The sequence below is a fragment of the Ahrensia marina genome, assembly GCF_042140245.1.
GTDB lineage: Bacteria > Pseudomonadota > Alphaproteobacteria > Rhizobiales > MH13 > MH13.
Map to the genome: position 1 here is coordinate 2,465,625 of NZ_CP159483.1, position 15,381 is coordinate 2,481,005.

19 protein-coding genes are annotated in these 15,381 nt (G+C 57.5%); 10 read left to right on the forward strand and 9 right to left on the reverse strand.

Translation table 11 applies throughout. The features are described 5' to 3' along the window. Positions 1 to 28 precede the first annotated feature (28 nt). Positions 29 to 604 (reverse strand): transglutaminase-like cysteine peptidase, encoded by a 576-nt coding sequence (locus ABWH92_RS11985; RefSeq protein ID WP_375568654.1) that lies wholly within the window; start codon positions 602 to 604, stop codon positions 29 to 31. Between ABWH92_RS11985 and ABWH92_RS11990 the strand changes: the two genes are divergently transcribed. Beyond that, entirely contained in the window at positions 603 to 869 is a 267-nt protein-coding gene (locus ABWH92_RS11990) for a hypothetical protein (protein ID WP_375568656.1), read from the forward strand. The two genes, ABWH92_RS11985 and ABWH92_RS11990, sit on opposite strands and share 2 nt — an antisense overlap. Positions 870 to 1,020: 151 nt before the next feature. Here the strand turns inward: ABWH92_RS11990 and ABWH92_RS11995 are convergent, their stop codons facing one another. Next, positions 1,021 to 1,632, reverse strand: coding sequence for a PilZ domain-containing protein (locus ABWH92_RS11995; protein WP_375568658.1), 612 nt, complete (start codon positions 1,630 to 1,632; stop codon positions 1,021 to 1,023). A gap of 124 nt (positions 1,633 to 1,756) precedes the next feature. Continuing rightward, the gene (locus tag ABWH92_RS12000) at positions 1,757 to 2,446 is read right to left on the reverse strand and encodes a PAS domain-containing protein (RefSeq protein ID WP_375568660.1); all 690 of its coding nucleotides are present in this window, start codon (positions 2,444 to 2,446) and stop codon (positions 1,757 to 1,759) included. A gap of 425 nt (positions 2,447 to 2,871) precedes the next feature. On the opposite strand from ABWH92_RS12000, the gene ABWH92_RS12005 reads away from it, so the two are divergent. Both ABWH92_RS12005 and ABWH92_RS12010 read left to right on the forward strand, forming a co-directional pair. Then, on the forward strand, positions 2,872 to 3,663 hold the full coding sequence (locus ABWH92_RS12005; RefSeq protein ID WP_375568662.1) for a rhomboid family intramembrane serine protease: 792 nt from the start codon (positions 2,872 to 2,874) through the stop codon (positions 3,661 to 3,663). A gap of 174 nt (positions 3,664 to 3,837) precedes the next feature. Then, entirely contained in the window at positions 3,838 to 4,269 is a 432-nt protein-coding gene (locus ABWH92_RS12010; protein ID WP_375568664.1) for a CBS domain-containing protein, read from the forward strand. A gap of 8 nt (positions 4,270 to 4,277) precedes the next feature. Here ABWH92_RS12010 and ABWH92_RS12015 read toward each other — a convergent pair whose 3' ends face one another. The 4 genes from ABWH92_RS12015 to folE form a co-directional block, all read right to left on the reverse strand. Then, the gene (locus ABWH92_RS12015) at positions 4,278 to 4,511 is read right to left on the reverse strand and encodes a hypothetical protein (RefSeq protein ID WP_375568665.1); all 234 of its coding nucleotides are present in this window, start codon (positions 4,509 to 4,511) and stop codon (positions 4,278 to 4,280) included. Positions 4,512 to 4,614: 103 nt separating this feature from the next. Further along, positions 4,615 to 5,622, reverse strand: coding sequence for a patatin-like phospholipase family protein (locus ABWH92_RS12020; RefSeq protein ID WP_375568666.1), 1,008 nt, complete (start codon positions 5,620 to 5,622; stop codon positions 4,615 to 4,617). A gap of 9 nt (positions 5,623 to 5,631) precedes the next feature. Beyond that, positions 5,632 to 6,075 (reverse strand): phosphoribosyl-AMP cyclohydrolase, encoded by a 444-nt coding sequence (gene hisI, locus ABWH92_RS12025; protein WP_375568668.1) that lies wholly within the window; start codon positions 6,073 to 6,075, stop codon positions 5,632 to 5,634. Positions 6,076 to 6,139: 64 nt separating this feature from the next. Continuing rightward, on the reverse strand, positions 6,140 to 6,754 hold the full coding sequence (folE, locus tag ABWH92_RS12030) for a GTP cyclohydrolase I FolE (protein ID WP_375574241.1): 615 nt from the start codon (positions 6,752 to 6,754) through the stop codon (positions 6,140 to 6,142). Between the two features lie 218 nt (positions 6,755 to 6,972). Here folE and ABWH92_RS12035 point away from each other — a divergent pair, with 218 nt between their 5' ends. The 3 genes from ABWH92_RS12035 (at position 6,973) to thrS (ending at position 9,793) form a co-directional block, all read left to right on the forward strand. Further along, positions 6,973 to 7,422 (forward strand): iron-sulfur cluster assembly scaffold protein, encoded by a 450-nt coding sequence (locus tag ABWH92_RS12035; RefSeq protein ID WP_375568670.1) that lies wholly within the window; start codon positions 6,973 to 6,975, stop codon positions 7,420 to 7,422. Between the two features lie 10 nt (positions 7,423 to 7,432). Beyond that, positions 7,433 to 7,735 (forward strand): membrane protein insertion efficiency factor YidD, encoded by a 303-nt coding sequence (gene yidD, locus ABWH92_RS12040; protein ID WP_375568672.1) that lies wholly within the window; start codon positions 7,433 to 7,435, stop codon positions 7,733 to 7,735. 75 nt (positions 7,736 to 7,810) lie between these two features. After that, positions 7,811 to 9,793, forward strand: coding sequence for a threonine--tRNA ligase (gene thrS, locus ABWH92_RS12045; protein WP_375568673.1), 1,983 nt, complete (start codon positions 7,811 to 7,813; stop codon positions 9,791 to 9,793). A 17-nt stretch (positions 9,794 to 9,810) separates the two neighbouring features. On the opposite strand, the gene ABWH92_RS12050 is transcribed toward thrS, so the two are convergent. After that, the gene (locus tag ABWH92_RS12050) at positions 9,811 to 10,212 is read right to left on the reverse strand and encodes a carboxymuconolactone decarboxylase family protein (protein WP_375568675.1); all 402 of its coding nucleotides are present in this window, start codon (positions 10,210 to 10,212) and stop codon (positions 9,811 to 9,813) included. 149 nt (positions 10,213 to 10,361) lie between these two features. After that, a complete protein-coding gene (locus ABWH92_RS12055) occupies positions 10,362 to 11,483 on the reverse strand; it encodes a hypothetical protein (RefSeq protein ID WP_375568676.1) in 1,122 nt (373 codons plus the stop codon). Between the two features lie 155 nt (positions 11,484 to 11,638). Here ABWH92_RS12055 and ABWH92_RS12060 point away from each other — a divergent pair, with 155 nt between their 5' ends. The 4 genes from ABWH92_RS12060 (at position 11,639) to ABWH92_RS12075 (ending at position 15,371) form a co-directional block, all read left to right on the forward strand. Further along, positions 11,639 to 12,214: a nitroreductase gene (locus ABWH92_RS12060; protein WP_375568678.1), complete on the forward strand. Its 576-nt coding sequence runs from the start codon at positions 11,639 to 11,641 to the stop codon at positions 12,212 to 12,214. A gap of 9 nt (positions 12,215 to 12,223) precedes the next feature. Further along, positions 12,224 to 12,829: a flavin reductase family protein gene (locus ABWH92_RS12065; RefSeq protein ID WP_375568680.1), complete on the forward strand. Its 606-nt coding sequence runs from the start codon at positions 12,224 to 12,226 to the stop codon at positions 12,827 to 12,829. Between the two features lie 101 nt (positions 12,830 to 12,930). After that, positions 12,931 to 14,055: a hypothetical protein gene (locus tag ABWH92_RS12070; RefSeq protein WP_375568682.1), complete on the forward strand. Its 1,125-nt coding sequence runs from the start codon at positions 12,931 to 12,933 to the stop codon at positions 14,053 to 14,055. After that, positions 14,052 to 15,371: a DUF2336 domain-containing protein gene (locus ABWH92_RS12075; protein WP_375568684.1), complete on the forward strand. Its 1,320-nt coding sequence runs from the start codon at positions 14,052 to 14,054 to the stop codon at positions 15,369 to 15,371. Before ABWH92_RS12070 ends, ABWH92_RS12075 begins: the two co-directional genes overlap by 4 nt. Positions 15,372 to 15,381: the final 10 nt, after the last annotated feature.

Consider the following 15,381-nt stretch of genomic DNA (forward strand, 5'->3'; position numbering starts at 1 on the left):
GCGTTTCAAAAACGCCAAGACGAGTTGCTTAGGCGCGGCCGTCGTTGATCGAGGCCCATACGGTTTCATCAAACTCAGATTGGCGTTTGATGTAGTGGTATGAGGTCTCATCCCAGCGCAGGACGTTTGCTTCCTGATTGTCCAAAACGAAGTCGCCACGATCAGTGCGCACAGTGAGGACCGCATGACCCTCGCCGGAACGTTCACGGACAACGGTGATCAGCAATGCAGACGCTGGCCAGCCGCGATCAATGAGCATTTGGCGCTTCATCAGCACATAGTCTTCGCAATCGCCGTAATTGGTCGGCATCGTCCAGACTTCTGGATGGCCATAGAGCTCGGCGTCGGTGACTGGCAGAATGGTTTGGTTGACGTGGGTGTTGATGGCCAGCAAATCCCGCCATGAACTCTCACTGAGTTGAACGACACTTGGCGACGCTGTGCGTTGCACGCATGCCGATGGCTCGCGTTGGCAAAGCTGAACATAACCGATAGGTGCACTCGTCGCCCCCAATACTTCCATATAAGGCAACTCCGCGTGAGCGACGCCCATTTGCCCTGCGAACAGTGTGGTTGCAATAATCCCAAGAACTTTATTGCGCATGGAACCCCTCCTTGTTGTGGAGATGGTTCTAGCAATCGCGTTTTACTTTGCAGTTCAGGTTCAAATAGCAATTTTATTCAGTATTTTATTGTATTTATCGCGTATTTTATTTGCTTTTAAATTGTATTTGATGCGCCTTTGTGGCGTATTTGATGAAAAGTTTAATCAATCGACGCTGAGGCCCGCGCCACAAAGGAATACGGTCGGCCTGAGGGTGCCTGCTGCTAACCATTGTGCGTCGAAGGGTGGTGTTGCCAGCCCGTGATTTGGCAACATTCTTGTCGGTTAGGCGGTGTTTTTTGTGCAAAAAAAAGCCGCGCTTGTTGGCGCGGCATTCGGTTTTTTGTCTGAGAGAGGTCGGTCAGCTCATTTTAAAGGAGCTGGCAAAAAGTGTCTTCGAGCGAAAGCCAGTCTATCTAGCTAACGAAAGCGCCTGATGTATCGCCGTCTTTTTGGACTGTAGCGAATTCCAGCGCGATACCATCTTCCAGATGTCGCACGACGCGGGCCCGCATGTTGCCAAGGTGGATCATGGAATTTACGGCGGGGCGCACGGTGGTGCGCACAGCTGCACCGGACAAGGAAATGTCGAGGACGGCACATTGATACTCACGCCCATCGGGCATTGTGAGGCGTGTGTAGGGATTTTCCACCGGCTGCCGGTCGTGGCGGCGATCTTCTGGCAAATCGAGAATGTCTTTGTTTGCCAGGTAGGTGAGTTGCGAGGCCAGCTTGTCGCGTTTGCGCGCAGAGGCATTGATGCTCATTGCAAAGCCGCCGCTGATGTGGCGCGATATCGTGCCTTCAACGCGGCCAATGTGATCAATATAGGCGACGATGCGGTCGCCAATGTTGCCGGTAACTGGAGAAATGATGCCTGCACCACCGGGTGACATGTCGATCACTTGGCAGGGATATTCTTGCCAATTGGGCAGCATGAAACGGCCGAGCAAATTCACTTCCACCCGCTGGAAACGGCGGCGGTCGGCGGCGTGAGAGGAGGCTACTTCAAGGGCGCTGGACAACATCGATACATCGCTAAAGCGTGGGCAATCGATTGCACCATGCCATCCTTTAAGTAAATGACGGCTAAACGCGGCGATGTTTACAGTGTCTTATGTGTCGAAGTCTCAGTTGTGAGCGTGCGACGCCCTAAGTGGTGCGCCCACCGGCAATGACACGGAACGCCTGACGACGGGCGTTGGCGCGGGTTTCGGATACATTGGTGTCGCGCACCGAAATGCCAAAATCACCATCCACCAAATCGTCTGCCGCGCGTTCATCGCCAAACAGATCATCATCCAGCAATGCATCGGCGTTGACCGCGTGGCGCAGGAAAGCAGGCTGTTCATCGGGCCAGATGAGGCGCATCGATGTGATCTCGTGACGCTCGACCGGATGAAGACCAAGCCAGTAGTCAGAGTCTGAAGGAACGGCGATGCCCAAAATGCGAGGGTAGTCCTCACCGCCATAACGCAATGGCAGCAACAACATCTCAAAGGGCGCGCGATTGCCGCGCGCGTTCACCCCATTGAACCCGACAACGGCTGCGGCGGCATCCTCACGGATGGCCAACATCATGGTGTCGATGGCTTCAAGATCCCGTTCACCCCAAAACTGACCGAATGCGCGACCTTTCAGTTCACGGCAATAGGACGCACAAAGGGATGAGCCAGCAAGGCGGTAAGTGAAGTTGGTGCCAGACACATGCTCAAGGATAAAGACATCGCTGAGCAGGGATTTGATGGCGGCAGGCTCGATGTCGCGGCGTTCTGGGGCAGGGCGGCTGCCACGCAGATCATCCCAGTATTGATAGAGGCGTTTTGCGCTTACCGACTTCATGACATCTCAACCACTGTTTACTTTTGTGTCTCACAAGGAGACAGGCTTTGTGTATGTGTTGATGCGCTAATCAGCACGGATTGCTATGAAATGCAGGCGGTTGTGATGATTAACCTTAACAAGGTGTTACGCTTGCCCCTGTCTGTGGATTGCAGCACGTTAAGGCCACACACACCTTTGGTTTTCTTGACAAAACCATCACATCGACGGGCGTTGTGCTGCGCATTCTGACGGTTTCCAGACTCTCATTTGAATGCGCGCCACCGAATAGGGGATGTGACCAGCCGCTGGCGAAAGCCGGCGGCTTTTTTTTGCCGTTTGGGCGCGTAAGGCACGGTCGCATCATGTCGCGTCCTGTCTATATAAGGGCGAGGCGCTGCCTGATGGCGGATGCTTAAACGCTAAGAACACAGAAGGCAGGCGCTATGGAGCCGTTGAGACAATCTGGACAGGGTGACGGTGATGGACCGCTCTATCGCGCGCCACCACCACCGCGTGAGCCTGCCTTCAATGTGCCGCCCTTACTGCTTGGCTTGGTTGTGCTGCTTGCCGCTATCCATGGGTTGGTGACGTACGGGCCGCGCGAACTGGGCACGGAGATATTTCTCAACCTGGCGTTTTTCCCGGCGCGCTTGTTGGCCTCTGATGAGGTGCTGGCGCAGTTTTTTGCAGGCCCAGCATGGGCGGGTTATCTGACCTTTGCATCCTACGGCCTGCTTCACGGCAGCTGGATGCATTTGGGTGTGAACGCCCTGTGGCTGGTGACGTTTGGCGCGCCCGTTGTTCGCCGTCTTGGTACGCAGCGCTTTCTAGCGCTTTTGGTGCTGGGTACGATTGCCGGTGCGCTCACCCATGTGCTGATCCATTGGGGCAGTGCTGCACCGCTCGTCGGGGCATCGGCTGGTATTTCAGCTGTGATGGGTGGGGCGGCACGTTTTGTTTTCGACCCGCGCGATCGTGGCATGTTCATCGCGCTGCGGCATCCAGAGCTGCTGCGCGAGCGGCCGGTCCAGTCTTTGCGTGATCTGTGGAGCAATCCCACCGTTTTGGTTTTTTGCGGTATGTTGATCGTCTCGAACCTGCTGTTCGGTGCGATTTCTGTGCCCGGTGTGGACGAGGGTTCCAGCATTGCCTGGCAAGCTCATTTGGGTGGGTTCGCGCTCGGTTTCTTCGGCTTTCCTCTGTTCGACAAGCGCCCCCGCATCCGGCCGGTCTGAGCTTTGCACGGCGCCAAGCTCTGCAACATGGCGACATGGCGCGTGATGGGCCGTGGCGTTGGTTGCTCTTGCCAATCTGGGGTTCGTTAGCGCATGCTCATGGTGCTGAAGCAGCCCATGCAAGTTGCTGTTAGGTAAAGGAACAAGAACATCAAAGTCTAAGAGGGGGAAACTATGCAAGTGAGCGCATTGTTGGCTGAAAAAGGCCATGAGGTTGCGACCGCCAGTCCAGACACACCGATGATGGGCATCATCGAAAACCTCTCGGACAAAAACATCGGTGCCATTATCATCGTCAATGAGCGGCACGGTGTGGCTGGTATTATTTCAGAGCGCGATATTGTTCGCTCATTGGCGCAGCATGGTGCAACGGTGTTTGACCAGCCCGTGTCGAGCTACATGACCCAATCGGTCGTCACATGTGCGGAGCACGAGTCGGCCCATGACCTAATGGCCAAGATGACGGCTGGTCGGTTCCGTCACGTGCCTGTTGTGTCAGACATGCGACTTGTTGGTGTGATCTCAATTGGCGATATCGTCAAAGCGCGCATCGAAGAGGTTCAGCGGGAAGCTGAAGCGCTACGCGATTACATCGCATCCAGCTAAGTCAGAGACTAGTTCGTTGATGTCTCATCACCGTCAGTGCTCTGACCGGTGTCTTGATCGTCATCACCAAGTGTTGGCACGCCCTGCGTGGTTGAACTTTGCATCAGTATGTTCTGCTGGTTCTGAGCGTTCACCGGGCTCTGTACTTGGGCTTGGACGGGTGCGCCAAAGGTAAATAGGGCAGCAACCAGCACGCTCAAAAGGGCCGATAGGGCTAGCACTTTGCGCAAGTCGTCGATCATGGCATCGGATCCGTTGCGGCGGCTCGGGGGGTGGCCACCAGATTAACGGAGAGCCTAAGCGCAAAGCATTGCTCCGCCGTTAACAGAGCGTTAGCGCGGGCGGCTATTTTGTCGACAATCGCTCGCTTAGCGCTGCGATATCGTCCAAAGCGCGCGTCGCAGCTTGGCGACCAGCGGCAATCGCCTCTTCAGCCTTGTGAAAATCAAACATGCTGATCCCGCCCACATGGGGCGCAATGGTGGCGTCAGGCGGGTCACCAGCCAGCCGCATACGCGTCAAGCGATCCTGAATGATGGTGAAAGACTGCATCATGACAGCCAGAATGCTGCGCCGAGGGACTTTGCCTTTTTCGGTGCCAAACTGGCTGCGTAAGATCTTGCGTACCGGATTGGCAAAGCCTGTGACATCTTTCCAGCCAAAGGTGCCATCACCATCGACATCCAAAGAAGGTTCGTCGGCCATCTCATCATCGAAATCGGGCAGGTCGGGCACCACGCCACCATGAGGCATCGTTTCAGGTGAAAGGTTCACAGCAATTACCAGCCGTGCGCCATAGGCCCGGCACACGGAGACCGGCACGGGATTGACCAAAGCGCCATCCACCAGCGCACGACCATTGATCGGCACTGGATGAAACACGCCGGGCAGCGCGTAAGAGGCTTGCATCAAACGGATGAGGTTGCCACGGCGCAGCCAGACCTCGTGGCCGGTTGCCAGTTCGGCCGCAATGAAAACGGTGCGGATTGGAAGTTCTTCCAGCCGCAGCCCGTCCATATGTTCGGCCAGCCGCGCTTCGAGTTTTTCACCGCCGACCAAGCCACTGGAAAGCGGGGTAAGATCGACCAGTGAAAACACGCGCCGCGCTGTCAGGCTGAGCGCAAAGGCTTTCAGTTCTGCCAGCTTGCCAGCGCTGAAGGCGCCGCCGGAGACAGCGCCGATGGATGTGCCAGCAATGACATCGGGAACGATGCCGTTTTCAGCCAGCACTTCCAGAACACCGATATGCGCCCATCCGCGCGCCGCACCGCCACCCAAGGCGAGACCGATGGTTGGGCGGCCGTTCTTGTTCGACGTGACGGCGTTGATGGCTTCAGGGTCTGTCAGCGGCATGGCAGCGGTCTACTCGTCGCCATAGAGTGTCTGTTTGGAGACCAGCGGCGTGTCATCTGTTCGAAGCGCCAGTTCACCATTGTGGGCTTCCACCACTCGGTAAAAGCAGGACGCGAAACCGTTGTGGCAGGCGCTACCTCGCCCCTCGACCGACACATCAACAATCAAAGCGTCCTGGTCGCAATCCACATAGAGCGCGTGCAGTTTTTGCAGCTCGCCGCTCGACTCGCCTTTTTTCCAAAGCGTTGCGCGTGAGCGGGACCAATAGTGGGCATAGCCAGTGCTCAGCGTTTCGCGGATCGCCTCTTCATTCATGTGGGCGACCATCAAAACACGCTTGGAGCTATGATCGACGGCAACCGCAGTTACCAGGCCATTGGCATCAAAGCGCGGTGCAAACAGCGTTCCAAACTCTTGGGTTTGAGGGTCTGCTGACGGTGGAGAAAGGGTCATAAAACGGCACGATAAGGCTAGAGCTGGGATAGGCGGACTTTGATCCGCGCATCGCCCAGCAACCCTATCCGCGCACGAGCGTCAAGAAGCGTACCTGTTCATCGGCTTCCTCAAACACGCCGCTAAAGCGTGTGGTGACGGTCGTGGAACCAGCCTTGCGGATGCCACGCATCGACATGCACATATGCTCACCCTCGACCATGACAGCCACGCCCCGCGGCCCGAGATATTCTTCGATCGCCATCGAAATCTGAGCGGTCATCGCCTCTTGCGTTTGCAGGCGGCGAGCATAGGCATCCACCAGGCGTGCCAGCTTGGACAAGCCGACCACGCCAGCACGCGGGTAGTAGGCGATATGCGCCTTGCCAACGAAGGGAACCATGTGATGTTCGCAGTGCGAGTGGAAGGTGATGTCCTTCAACAGAACAATGTCCTGATAGCCTTCTACTTCCTCAAACACACGGTCAAGAATCTCTGCGATATCAGCGTCATAACCGGAAAACAGTTCGCCATAGGCCTTGGCGACACGCTTGGGCGTATCCAGCAGACCTTCGCGCGTTGGGTCATCTCCCGCCCAGGCAATCAGCGTGCGTACGGCAGCTTCTGCTTCCTCTTGCGAGGGACGATCAGCGGCTTTGTCGGCCTGCGGATTCTTTAAGCTGTCGAGGATCGCGTCCATGATTTTCTCCGGGTGGGATTTTTCTTCTGTCATGCTTGCACCGGAAATTACGTATCTCATCTTCACTTGGACCAAAGGTCCAGCAAACACTTTGTAGGCCATCTGCCACGGTGCTGACAGTATGCCGCTTGGAAGCCTGATTGCATATGGATCAAATCGGCCTACATTCTAGCCCCATCACATTAACGTGTAGGTGGCCGTTTTGGCCGGACATATCCATGCTTGATGATCTTTACAGTTCCAAACTCCTCGCGCTTTCGGCCAGCATCGCCCATTTGGGCCGGTTGGACGCTCCTCAGGGCAGCGCAACGCGACATGCAAGGCTGTGCGGCTCGGTCGTCACGGCTGATGTTGTTTTGGCGGATGATGGATCCGTGGAATCCTTTGCTCAAGACGTGAAAGCGTGTGCGTTGGGACAGGCGTCCGCTGCTGTTCTGGGGCAGGGCATTGTTGGCGCGTCCTTGCCGGATGTCACAGCTGCCCGTGATGGCCTGAGAGCGCTGCTCGCCGGAGAAGATGCGTCTTTTGAAGAACGCTTTGCTGATCTGGCGATCTTTGAAGCCGTGCGCGATTACAAGGCTCGCCATGCGTCTGTGATGCTGGCTTTTGAAGCAGCTGCGGAGGCCATGGAGCAGGCCTTGGCCGACCGCTCGCAGTCGGTCGCGTGAGCGCGGCGTCGTGAAAACGATCCTGCGCGGGTTCATTCGTTTTTATCAGCTCACTCTTTCCTCGATTTTTGGGCGCACCTGCCGTCATATTCCCTCCTGTTCATCCTACACAGATGAGGCGATTGCCACGCATGGCGCCTGGCCAGGTGTCTGGATGGGGGCCGCCCGTATCTGGCGGTGCCGGCCGCTGGGCTCATCTGGACTGGACCCGGTTCCTGAGCGCTTGAACCCTGCCGCGCGCTGGTATACGCCGTGGCGCTATGGGCACTGGACTGGTGCTCATATCCCAGAAGATCACCGGTTGCCGGATTAGAAACGCACCGCTGATCACACTTTTTCGCGCTTACCTGCACTTGTAGGCAGGAGTTGAGCCAAAGGAGCGATGACAATGCCCTCTCTTACTATGCCTGATGGATCAGAACGCGCGCTGGATGACGGCGCGACGGGCGCTGATCTGGCAGCTTCCATTTCCAAATCATTGGCCAAAAAAGCCGTTGCTGTTGCCGTCGATGGCACCGTTGGCGATCTGTCCGACCCGTTGCCAGATGGCGCCACCGTTGAGATCGTCACCCGTGATGATCCGCGTGCCACTGAGCTGATCCGCCATGACGCCGCTCATGTGATGGCCGAGGCGGTGCAGGAGCTTTGGCCTGGCACGCAGGTCACCATTGGCCCGGTGATCGAGAACGGCTTTTTCTACGATTTTTATCGTGATGAACCTTTCACGACAGAAGACTTGCCGATCATCGAAAAGAAGATGCGCGAGATTGTCGCGCGCAACAAACCCTTCACCAAAGAGGTTTGGAGCCGCGAGAAAACCGCTGAGGTGTTCAAAGAGAAGGGCGAAGACTTCAAGGTTGAGCTTCTGGACGCCATTCCCGATGGCGAGGACGTCAAGATCTATTTCCAGGGCGATTGGTTCGACCTCTGCCGTGGTCCGCATATGGCAACAACAGGTCAGATCGGTCAGGCCTTCAAGCTGATGAAGGTGGCGGGCGCCTATTGGCGCGGCGATTCCAACAATCAGATGCTGACCCGCATCTATGGCACGGCTTGGGCCGACGAGAAGGGCCTCAAAGCCTATCTCCATATGCTGGAAGAGGCCGAGAAGCGCGACCATCGCAAGCTTGGCCGCGAGATGGACCTTTTTCATTTCCAGGAAGAAGGGCCGGGCACTGTCTTTTGGCACCCCAAGGGTTGGACGCTTTTCCAAAACCTCACCAGCTATATGCGCCGCCGCATCTGCAAGGATGGCTATAAAGAGGTCAACGCCCCACAGGTGCTGGATAAATCGCTTTGGGAGACCTCTGGTCACTGGGGCTGGTATTCGGAGAACATGTTCGGGGTGAAGGCCGCCGATGGTTTGGTGAAGCCTGATGATGAGAGCGTTGATCAAAGGGTGTTTGCGCTCAAACCCATGAACTGCCCTGGGCACGTTCAAATCTTCAAACACGGCCTGAAAAGCTACCGTGATCTGCCGCTGCGCTTAGCGGAGTTTGGTGCGGTACACCGGTACGAGCCTTCCGGTGCGCTGCATGGCTTGTTGCGGGTGCGGGCGTTCACGCAGGACGATGCGCATGTGTTCTGCACTGAAGACCAGCTGGAATCAGAAATTCTGAAGATCAACGATCTGATGATGTCGGTCTATGAGGATTTCGGCTTCCAAGAGGTTGAAGTGAAGCTCGCCACGCGGCCTGAGAAACGCGTTGGAACCGATGCTGCTTGGGATCACGCCGAAGAGATTTTGAAGCGCTCGCTGGAGCGTATGGCGGCTGAAGACCCGCGTATCAAAATCGGAATTAATGAAGGCGAGGGAACGTTTTACGGGCCAAAGTTCGAGTATACGTTGAAAGATGCTATCGGTCGTGATTGGCAGCTTGGCACAACGCAAGTGGACTTCAATCTGCCGGAACGGTTTGGCGCGTTTTACGTCGACAAGGATGGCGACAAGGTTCAGCCGGTGATGGTGCATCGGGCGATCTGTGGCTCACTGGAACGGTTCCTTGGCATCTTGATCGAGAGCTATGCCGGGCACTTCCCGCTGTGGATGGCGCCGACGCAAGTTGTGGTGGCAACCATCACCCAGGACGCCGACGCTTATGCGCGTGAAGTCTATGAGGCGCTTTTGGCCAATGATTTCAATGCTGAACTGGATAATCGCAATGAGAAAATCAACTACAAGGTTCGCGAGCACTCATTGCAAAAAGTGCCGGTGATCTTGGTGGTTGGTAATCGCGAAGCAGACGAGCGTTCGGTGAATGTGCGTCGTCTTGGCGTCAAACACCAAACGGCCATGAGCTTGGACGAAGCCTTGTCCAGTCTCAAAGAAGAGGCGACGCCACCTGATATTGCTCGTTTGGCGGCCAAATGATTGAGCGCCCGGCGTCTCTAAGCGCCGGGTGTTTTTTCATCCAGCTCGGCAAACGCCTCTTTGGCCACGGCCAGGGCGTTGAGCGCTGCGGGGAACCCCGCGTAAACAGCGATTTGTATCAAAATTTCAACCACTTGCTCGCGTGACAAGCCAACACGCAAACCGGCCTGAATGTGGACTTTGAGCTGGGGAGCGGCGGTCCCGATTGCCGCCAAGGCTGCAATGGTGGTGATCTGTCGATCGCGTAGCGCCAGCGCGTCACGGCCATAGATATCACCGAAAGCAAAATCGCTGATGAAGTCGGCAAAGTCGGGCGCGATGTCGGCCATCGCCTCCTTGACCGCGCCGTAGGCATCGGGGTGCAACTCATCCAAAATACGCGTGCCGCGCGCGCGGCGTTGATCAGGTGTGTCAGTCATGGAGCCTCATGTTTGGCGTGCAAAGACAAGAACAACGAGCGGACCGTCTGCTCCATCATGCGGACTAAGGGCGGACGGCAGGCGGACGAAGAGCAGACTAGTGGCGGACCGTCCGCTTTTTCCGGCAGACCGCCTGCTTGAATTCCGGCCTATTGGGCGACCAGTTCTTCTTCGCGGTTGACGCCGGAGACGACGGCGAACTCGCGGCTGAAAACCTGGCCGTCATGGCGTGCAATGATCGTGTAGTCACCTTCGGACAGAACCATCGTCGGGAAGGCGCCAACAAACTCACGCACAATGTCGCCGCCTGGGTTCAGCACGCTCCAGGCCGTGTTGGGCAGCGCCTCGCCATTGGGTTCGTTCACCAGCTTCAGCGTGATCTGCGCAGCGTTGTGGAACATCACCGCCTCGGTGAGCTGGCCGGGCTCGACATCGATCTGTGCGCGCACAATCGCATTCACATCGCCATAGCGGCTAACAATGGTGTAGCGCCCGGCGGGGACAACCAGAACAGCGCGCTCGTCGATGTCACGGGCGAGGGGGCGCGTGGTTTCAAAGTCTTCCACTGATTCTGGAAACACCTGGAAGGTCACGGCTTCGTTGGGCAGAAAATTGTCGCTGGAGATCGCGGCACGCAGCGACATGCCCCCAGCGTTGAGGTCAAACAGTTCGCTCAGCCCGCCTTGGCCAACGGTCAAGGGGCGCGAGAGCGTGGCAAGCCCATAGGAGACGTGCACGATGTAGCTGCCCGGTGGCAGCTGGGCATCTAGCGTTCCGCCTTGGGAGTTGAGGACAAGATCGTTATCATTGATTTCGTCATCCCCCAATGCGTAAACCGTCCAAATGAGATCTCGCTGGAGACGTGGTCCGCCATCATTGAGCACGGCGGAGAACTGCACCGGTACACCAGCGGCTTCAAGGTTGGGGATCACAACCTCGAAGCTCGGCTCCGCCAAGGGAGAAACGGCTGATGGATCAAGCGTTTGCAACCCGTCGGTTTCAAGGGCAAACGGATCGGGGGCTGGCTGATCGCCAGGTGTCAAAGGCGTCGAGACAATCTCGGCCGGGCGCGCGATTGGGTTCGGTGGTGCCTGGCGCTCTGTTTCAGATTGGGCAAGCGCGGGTGGTGCCTGCAGGGGCAGGGCCGCACTGATTGCGAGGCCGCAACAACAGAGCCAGGCGGCAAGACGTCCGAAGGGGAAAGGTTTGGCGAGCATGGTTCCGTTCGAGCCACTGGGTATGGCGATTTCAAGGTGGTGCAGGTACTGCATGGGAATGCACAACACTGCAAAGCGCGACTCACATGTGCACACACGTGGTGACACACGCATGGTTTTGCCAAAGTGGCCCCGACCCTTCAAGGGCAATGAGACCCGTGGTCGTGCTGTGTGCAGTGAATGCCGTCTAGCACAGGAGAAAGACATCAATGCGTGAGCCAACGACGTTGGACCTTCTCAATACACGGCGCACCGTCACTGCGGCGTTTCTGGATGCACCTGGGCCAAGCGCAGATGAGCTGCGCGAGCTGATCACCATCGCGATGCGCGTGCCCGATCACGGCAAGCTGGCGCCCTGGCGATTTATTGCGCTCACTCAAGACGTGCGCAAGACGCTTGCGCCGAAACTGCGGGCACTACGCGAGATTGACGAGCCTGATCTGCCGGTGGAGAGCCGCGATAAAGTCGATAGCATCTTTGTGCAGGCCCCGCTGTGCTTGGTTGTGGTGAGCACGGCCGCTGAGCATGTGAAAATCCCGATTTGGGAGCAGGAGCTTTCCGTTGGTGCAAGCACGATGAACCTGATCATGGGCGCCCACGCCATGGGGTATGCTGCGCAATGGTTGACCGGCTGGGCCACGTACAACGCTGATGCCAAAGCACTTCTCGGTGTGAGCAAGGATGAGAAAATTGCCGGTTTCATCCATATCGGCACGCCAACCGTGCCGCCCACGCAGCGACCGCGACCGGCGGTGGATGATCATCTCACGACGTTGTCGGTCTAGGGCAGTTTGATGTTTTACGAGCCAAGCCTTGGCCACCCGTTTCGCCACAATCCATTTAAGGCGTTGGTGGCACCACGGCCCATTGGATGGATTGCAACGCGCAGCAAGAGCGGCGCTGAAAACCTCTCGCCCTACAGTTTTTTCAACGCCGTCAGCGATGAGCCGCCGATCATCGTTTTTTCTTCAGATGGCGAAAAAGACTCGCTTAGCTTTGCGCGTGAGTCAGGTTGCTTTGTCGCTCACAGCGTATCTGCAACGTTGTTTGACGCTATGAACCAAAGCTCTGCCGCCTACGCACGCGGTGTTAGCGAGATCGAAGCCACAGGGCTTGCCAGCGTGGATGCTGAGCGCGTGGATGCGCCGCGTTTGGTGGACGCGCCTTCGGCGCTGGAATGCATTGTGACGCAGATCATGCAGCCGCTGGACAAAGACGGTGTGCCAAGCCGCTACCATATGGTGTTTGGGCAAGTGGTCGGTGTGCATATCCATGATGATTACGTAACCGAGGATGGTCGCTTTGATTCGAGCAAAGCGTCGCTGATGGCCCGCTGTGGCTATCTGGATTACGCGGTTGCAAGCACCATCATTGCCAAATCCCGGCCAAAACAGCCTTAAACGCCTGCAAATCCACACGTGATCCTGCGTGGAGCAAGCCGCGTTAAGCCCCCATTTACCATAACGAGCCGACACTAAGCGCTGATTGGCGGGGTGGTGCGGTGCAATCCTTTTTGTCTCTGTTTGGTGTTTCTGATGCGGCGGCAACACGCCCAGCGGACCCAACACGCGCGGCTGGATCGCCGGTACGCATTGAGCAAGCCTTTGCAGCAGCATCGGAAACCACCGGTCTGCCGTTTGATTTCTTCATGACCACGGCGATGCGCGAGAGCAGCTTGGACGTGAATGCGGCTGCCAGCACATCCTCAGCGCGTGGGCCGTTCCAATTTATCGAGCAGACGTGGCTCGGCATGGTGCATGAGCACGGTGCGAGCCTTGGCTTGGCGGATGAGGCGGCAGCCATTGCGCGCCGGTCCGACGGTCGTTTCGTGATGGATGATCCGCAGGCTCGCGAAACCGTGTTGGCGATGCGGCACGATCCGCAGCTTTCAGCTGTGATGAGCGGTCTCTACCTGCAAGAGAATGCGGCTGACCTGCAGAATGCTCTGGGGCGCCAGGTGACCGTGGGCGAGGGGTATGTTGCCCATGTGTTCGGTCCGTCCGGTGCTTCCCGGTTGATCTCTTTGTCTGAACAGCAGCCCAACCGAGTGGCTGCTGAGGTTTTTCCCACACAGGCAGCGGCCAATCGTGGTTTGTTCTACGATCGCTCAGGTGAGCCGGTCTCCGTGCGTCAGCTCTACGACCGACTGGTGGACGGCTTCCCAACCGATCCTGTTTCAACACAGGGCCTTCAGAGCCCGGTGGCCACAGCGACGGCGCCGACTGCCTCCGCGCCGGTTGCGCCGCGTGATCCAAGCCAACCCTTGTCATTGGAACCTGCAGGGTTTGATGCTTTGCCGGAGGCGGTAGAGCCTGATCAGTTTGCGCAGATGGGGCTGTTCTCGCCCGCTGGGCGCGGCGCTGTGCCCTTTTTCGCCGCGCTTTATCGACCTGATGGTGTGGCAGTGCCGGAGGTTGCCGAAGACCTGGTGGCAACCCATGGCGAGCCGGTCAGTGCACCGATCCCCGGTGGTTCTGGGGCTGTGCCTCCAAACCCTGTGGCGCATCCGTCCAGCGTGGGGCAGCCGCTTGACTTGGTCACGTTCGTGCAGAGCGGTCAGCTTACCAGCTCATACCGCAACCCTGCCGGTATCCCCATCGCCTCGGAGTTGGCGCCACCAGTATGATTGTTGATGCGTTTCTTGAGTGGTCAAAAAGTGCGCCGCGAGAGCGCAGGATCGAAGCAGCTGATGCTTTGGCGCGCTCCTATCTTCATTCTGAGTTGGATGAAGATGATCGCCGTAAGGTCCTGACGGGCCTTTTTGCATTGGTTGATGATTCCAGCGTTGGTGTGCGCGAGCGCTTGGCCGCCATTTTCGCCGACCGCCGCGATGCACCGCGTGCCTTGGTGTTACGGCTGCTGGACGATGTGCCAGCGGTCAGCGCGTCACTTTATGCTCGGTCGCCCGTTTTGCTCGCGTCGCACCTGATGGATGCTCTGTACCGCGCAGAGCCGCGCTTGGAAGAAGCGATTGCGCAGCGTGTGGATTTGAACCGTATGCTGATCGATCAATTGATCGCACGTGCGTGTGCAACAGCCTGCAAGGCGCTGGTGAGCAATCCGCACGTATCGCTGACCGACGATGATCTGCACGCTTTCATTGATCGTTTTGCCGGCGACGCCGATGCCTTGGAAACCCTCCAGGCCAACCGTCGCTTGTCGCCGGAGCATGAGTGTCTTTTGGTTGCGTCGTGTGCCCAGGCCTATCAGGCCAACGAATTCGTGCGGGCTCTGGTGCCAGACAAGCGCTTGGAACGGTTGACCAAAGCTGCACGCGAACGTGCTGTTCTGGAAGTTTTGGCACGCTTGAGCCCAAAGGCTTGCTGGCAGGCCACAGGGGTGTTGTACGCGCGAGGCGTTGTCACACCTGCCTTCATTTTGCGGGCGGCCCTCTCGGGCGAGATTCTGACGCTGGAGGCCTTGGTAGCGCGGCTTTGCGATGTCTCCATGGAGCGTGTTCGCAGTGCTTTCGTGCATGCCCGTCCGGTTGTCGCTGCGACGCTGCTCAAGAAAACCGGGTTGAGCGAAACCGTGCGCAGCGTGCTTTCCATGGCGCTGGTGCTTGCCCGTGAGCTGGCCCGTTCCGATGTTGATTGGACGGCCTCGTTTTTCGCTGAAACGCTGATTGAGGTTGTTGACCAACGCAATGCTGATGCGTCGATGGATGCGCTTGATGGTGTTGGTTCGGGGGATGCGTCTGATGCGACGGTGGCGCTCTGTCACAGCATTGCCGCCGATATCATGCAGGCCGAAGCGCGCGCCTACACCGTCGCAAGCCGCTTGCCAGAGGTGAGTGATCTTGAGGCTATGTTCACCGAGGGTGAGCCTGGCGAAGCCTTGGCGATGACGGTGGATGCTTTGGTAAGTGATGCCTTGGACGGAGATCTGCTGAGCGTCGAAGGATCAGACGCCGACAGGCAAGAACGACAGTTGGCAGCGTAAAGTTTGGGAT

Bases quoted from the DNA above. Each gene is read 5' to 3' on its own strand.
- ABWH92_RS12055 (WP_375568676.1), bottom strand. From the start codon at position 11,483: ATGCAGTACCTGCACCACCTTGAAATCGCCATACCCAGTGGCTCGAAC.
- ABWH92_RS12060 (WP_375568678.1), top strand. From the start codon at position 11,639: ATGCGTGAGCCAACGACGTTGGACCTTCTCAATACACGGCGCACCGTC.
- ABWH92_RS12035 (WP_375568670.1), top strand. From the start codon at position 6,973: ATGCTTGATGATCTTTACAGTTCCAAACTCCTCGCGCTTTCGGCCAGC.
- ABWH92_RS12020 (WP_375568666.1), bottom strand. From the start codon at position 5,622: ATGCCGCTGACAGACCCTGAAGCCATCAACGCCGTCACGTCGAACAAG.
- thrS (WP_375568673.1), top strand. From the start codon at position 7,811: ATGCCCTCTCTTACTATGCCTGATGGATCAGAACGCGCGCTGGATGAC.
- ABWH92_RS11985 (WP_375568654.1), bottom strand. From the start codon at position 604: ATGCGCAATAAAGTTCTTGGGATTATTGCAACCACACTGTTCGCAGGG.
- ABWH92_RS12065 (WP_375568680.1), top strand. From the start codon at position 12,224: ATGTTTTACGAGCCAAGCCTTGGCCACCCGTTTCGCCACAATCCATTT.
- ABWH92_RS11995 (WP_375568658.1), bottom strand. From the start codon at position 1,632: ATGTTGTCCAGCGCCCTTGAAGTAGCCTCCTCTCACGCCGCCGACCGC.
- hisI (WP_375568668.1), bottom strand. From the start codon at position 6,075: ATGACCCTTTCTCCACCGTCAGCAGACCCTCAAACCCAAGAGTTTGGA.
- ABWH92_RS12015 (WP_375568665.1), bottom strand. From the start codon at position 4,511: ATGATCGACGACTTGCGCAAAGTGCTAGCCCTATCGGCCCTTTTGAGC.
- ABWH92_RS12010 (WP_375568664.1), top strand. From the start codon at position 3,838: ATGCAAGTGAGCGCATTGTTGGCTGAAAAAGGCCATGAGGTTGCGACC.
- ABWH92_RS12050 (WP_375568675.1), bottom strand. From the start codon at position 10,212: ATGACTGACACACCTGATCAACGCCGCGCGCGCGGCACGCGTATTTTG.
- ABWH92_RS11990 (WP_375568656.1), top strand. From the start codon at position 603: ATGGAACCCCTCCTTGTTGTGGAGATGGTTCTAGCAATCGCGTTTTAC.
- ABWH92_RS12075 (WP_375568684.1), top strand. From the start codon at position 14,052: ATGATTGTTGATGCGTTTCTTGAGTGGTCAAAAAGTGCGCCGCGAGAG.
- ABWH92_RS12005 (WP_375568662.1), top strand. From the start codon at position 2,872: ATGGAGCCGTTGAGACAATCTGGACAGGGTGACGGTGATGGACCGCTC.
- folE (WP_375574241.1), bottom strand. From the start codon at position 6,754: ATGGACGCGATCCTCGACAGCTTAAAGAATCCGCAGGCCGACAAAGCC.
- ABWH92_RS12000 (WP_375568660.1), bottom strand. From the start codon at position 2,446: ATGAAGTCGGTAAGCGCAAAACGCCTCTATCAATACTGGGATGATCTG.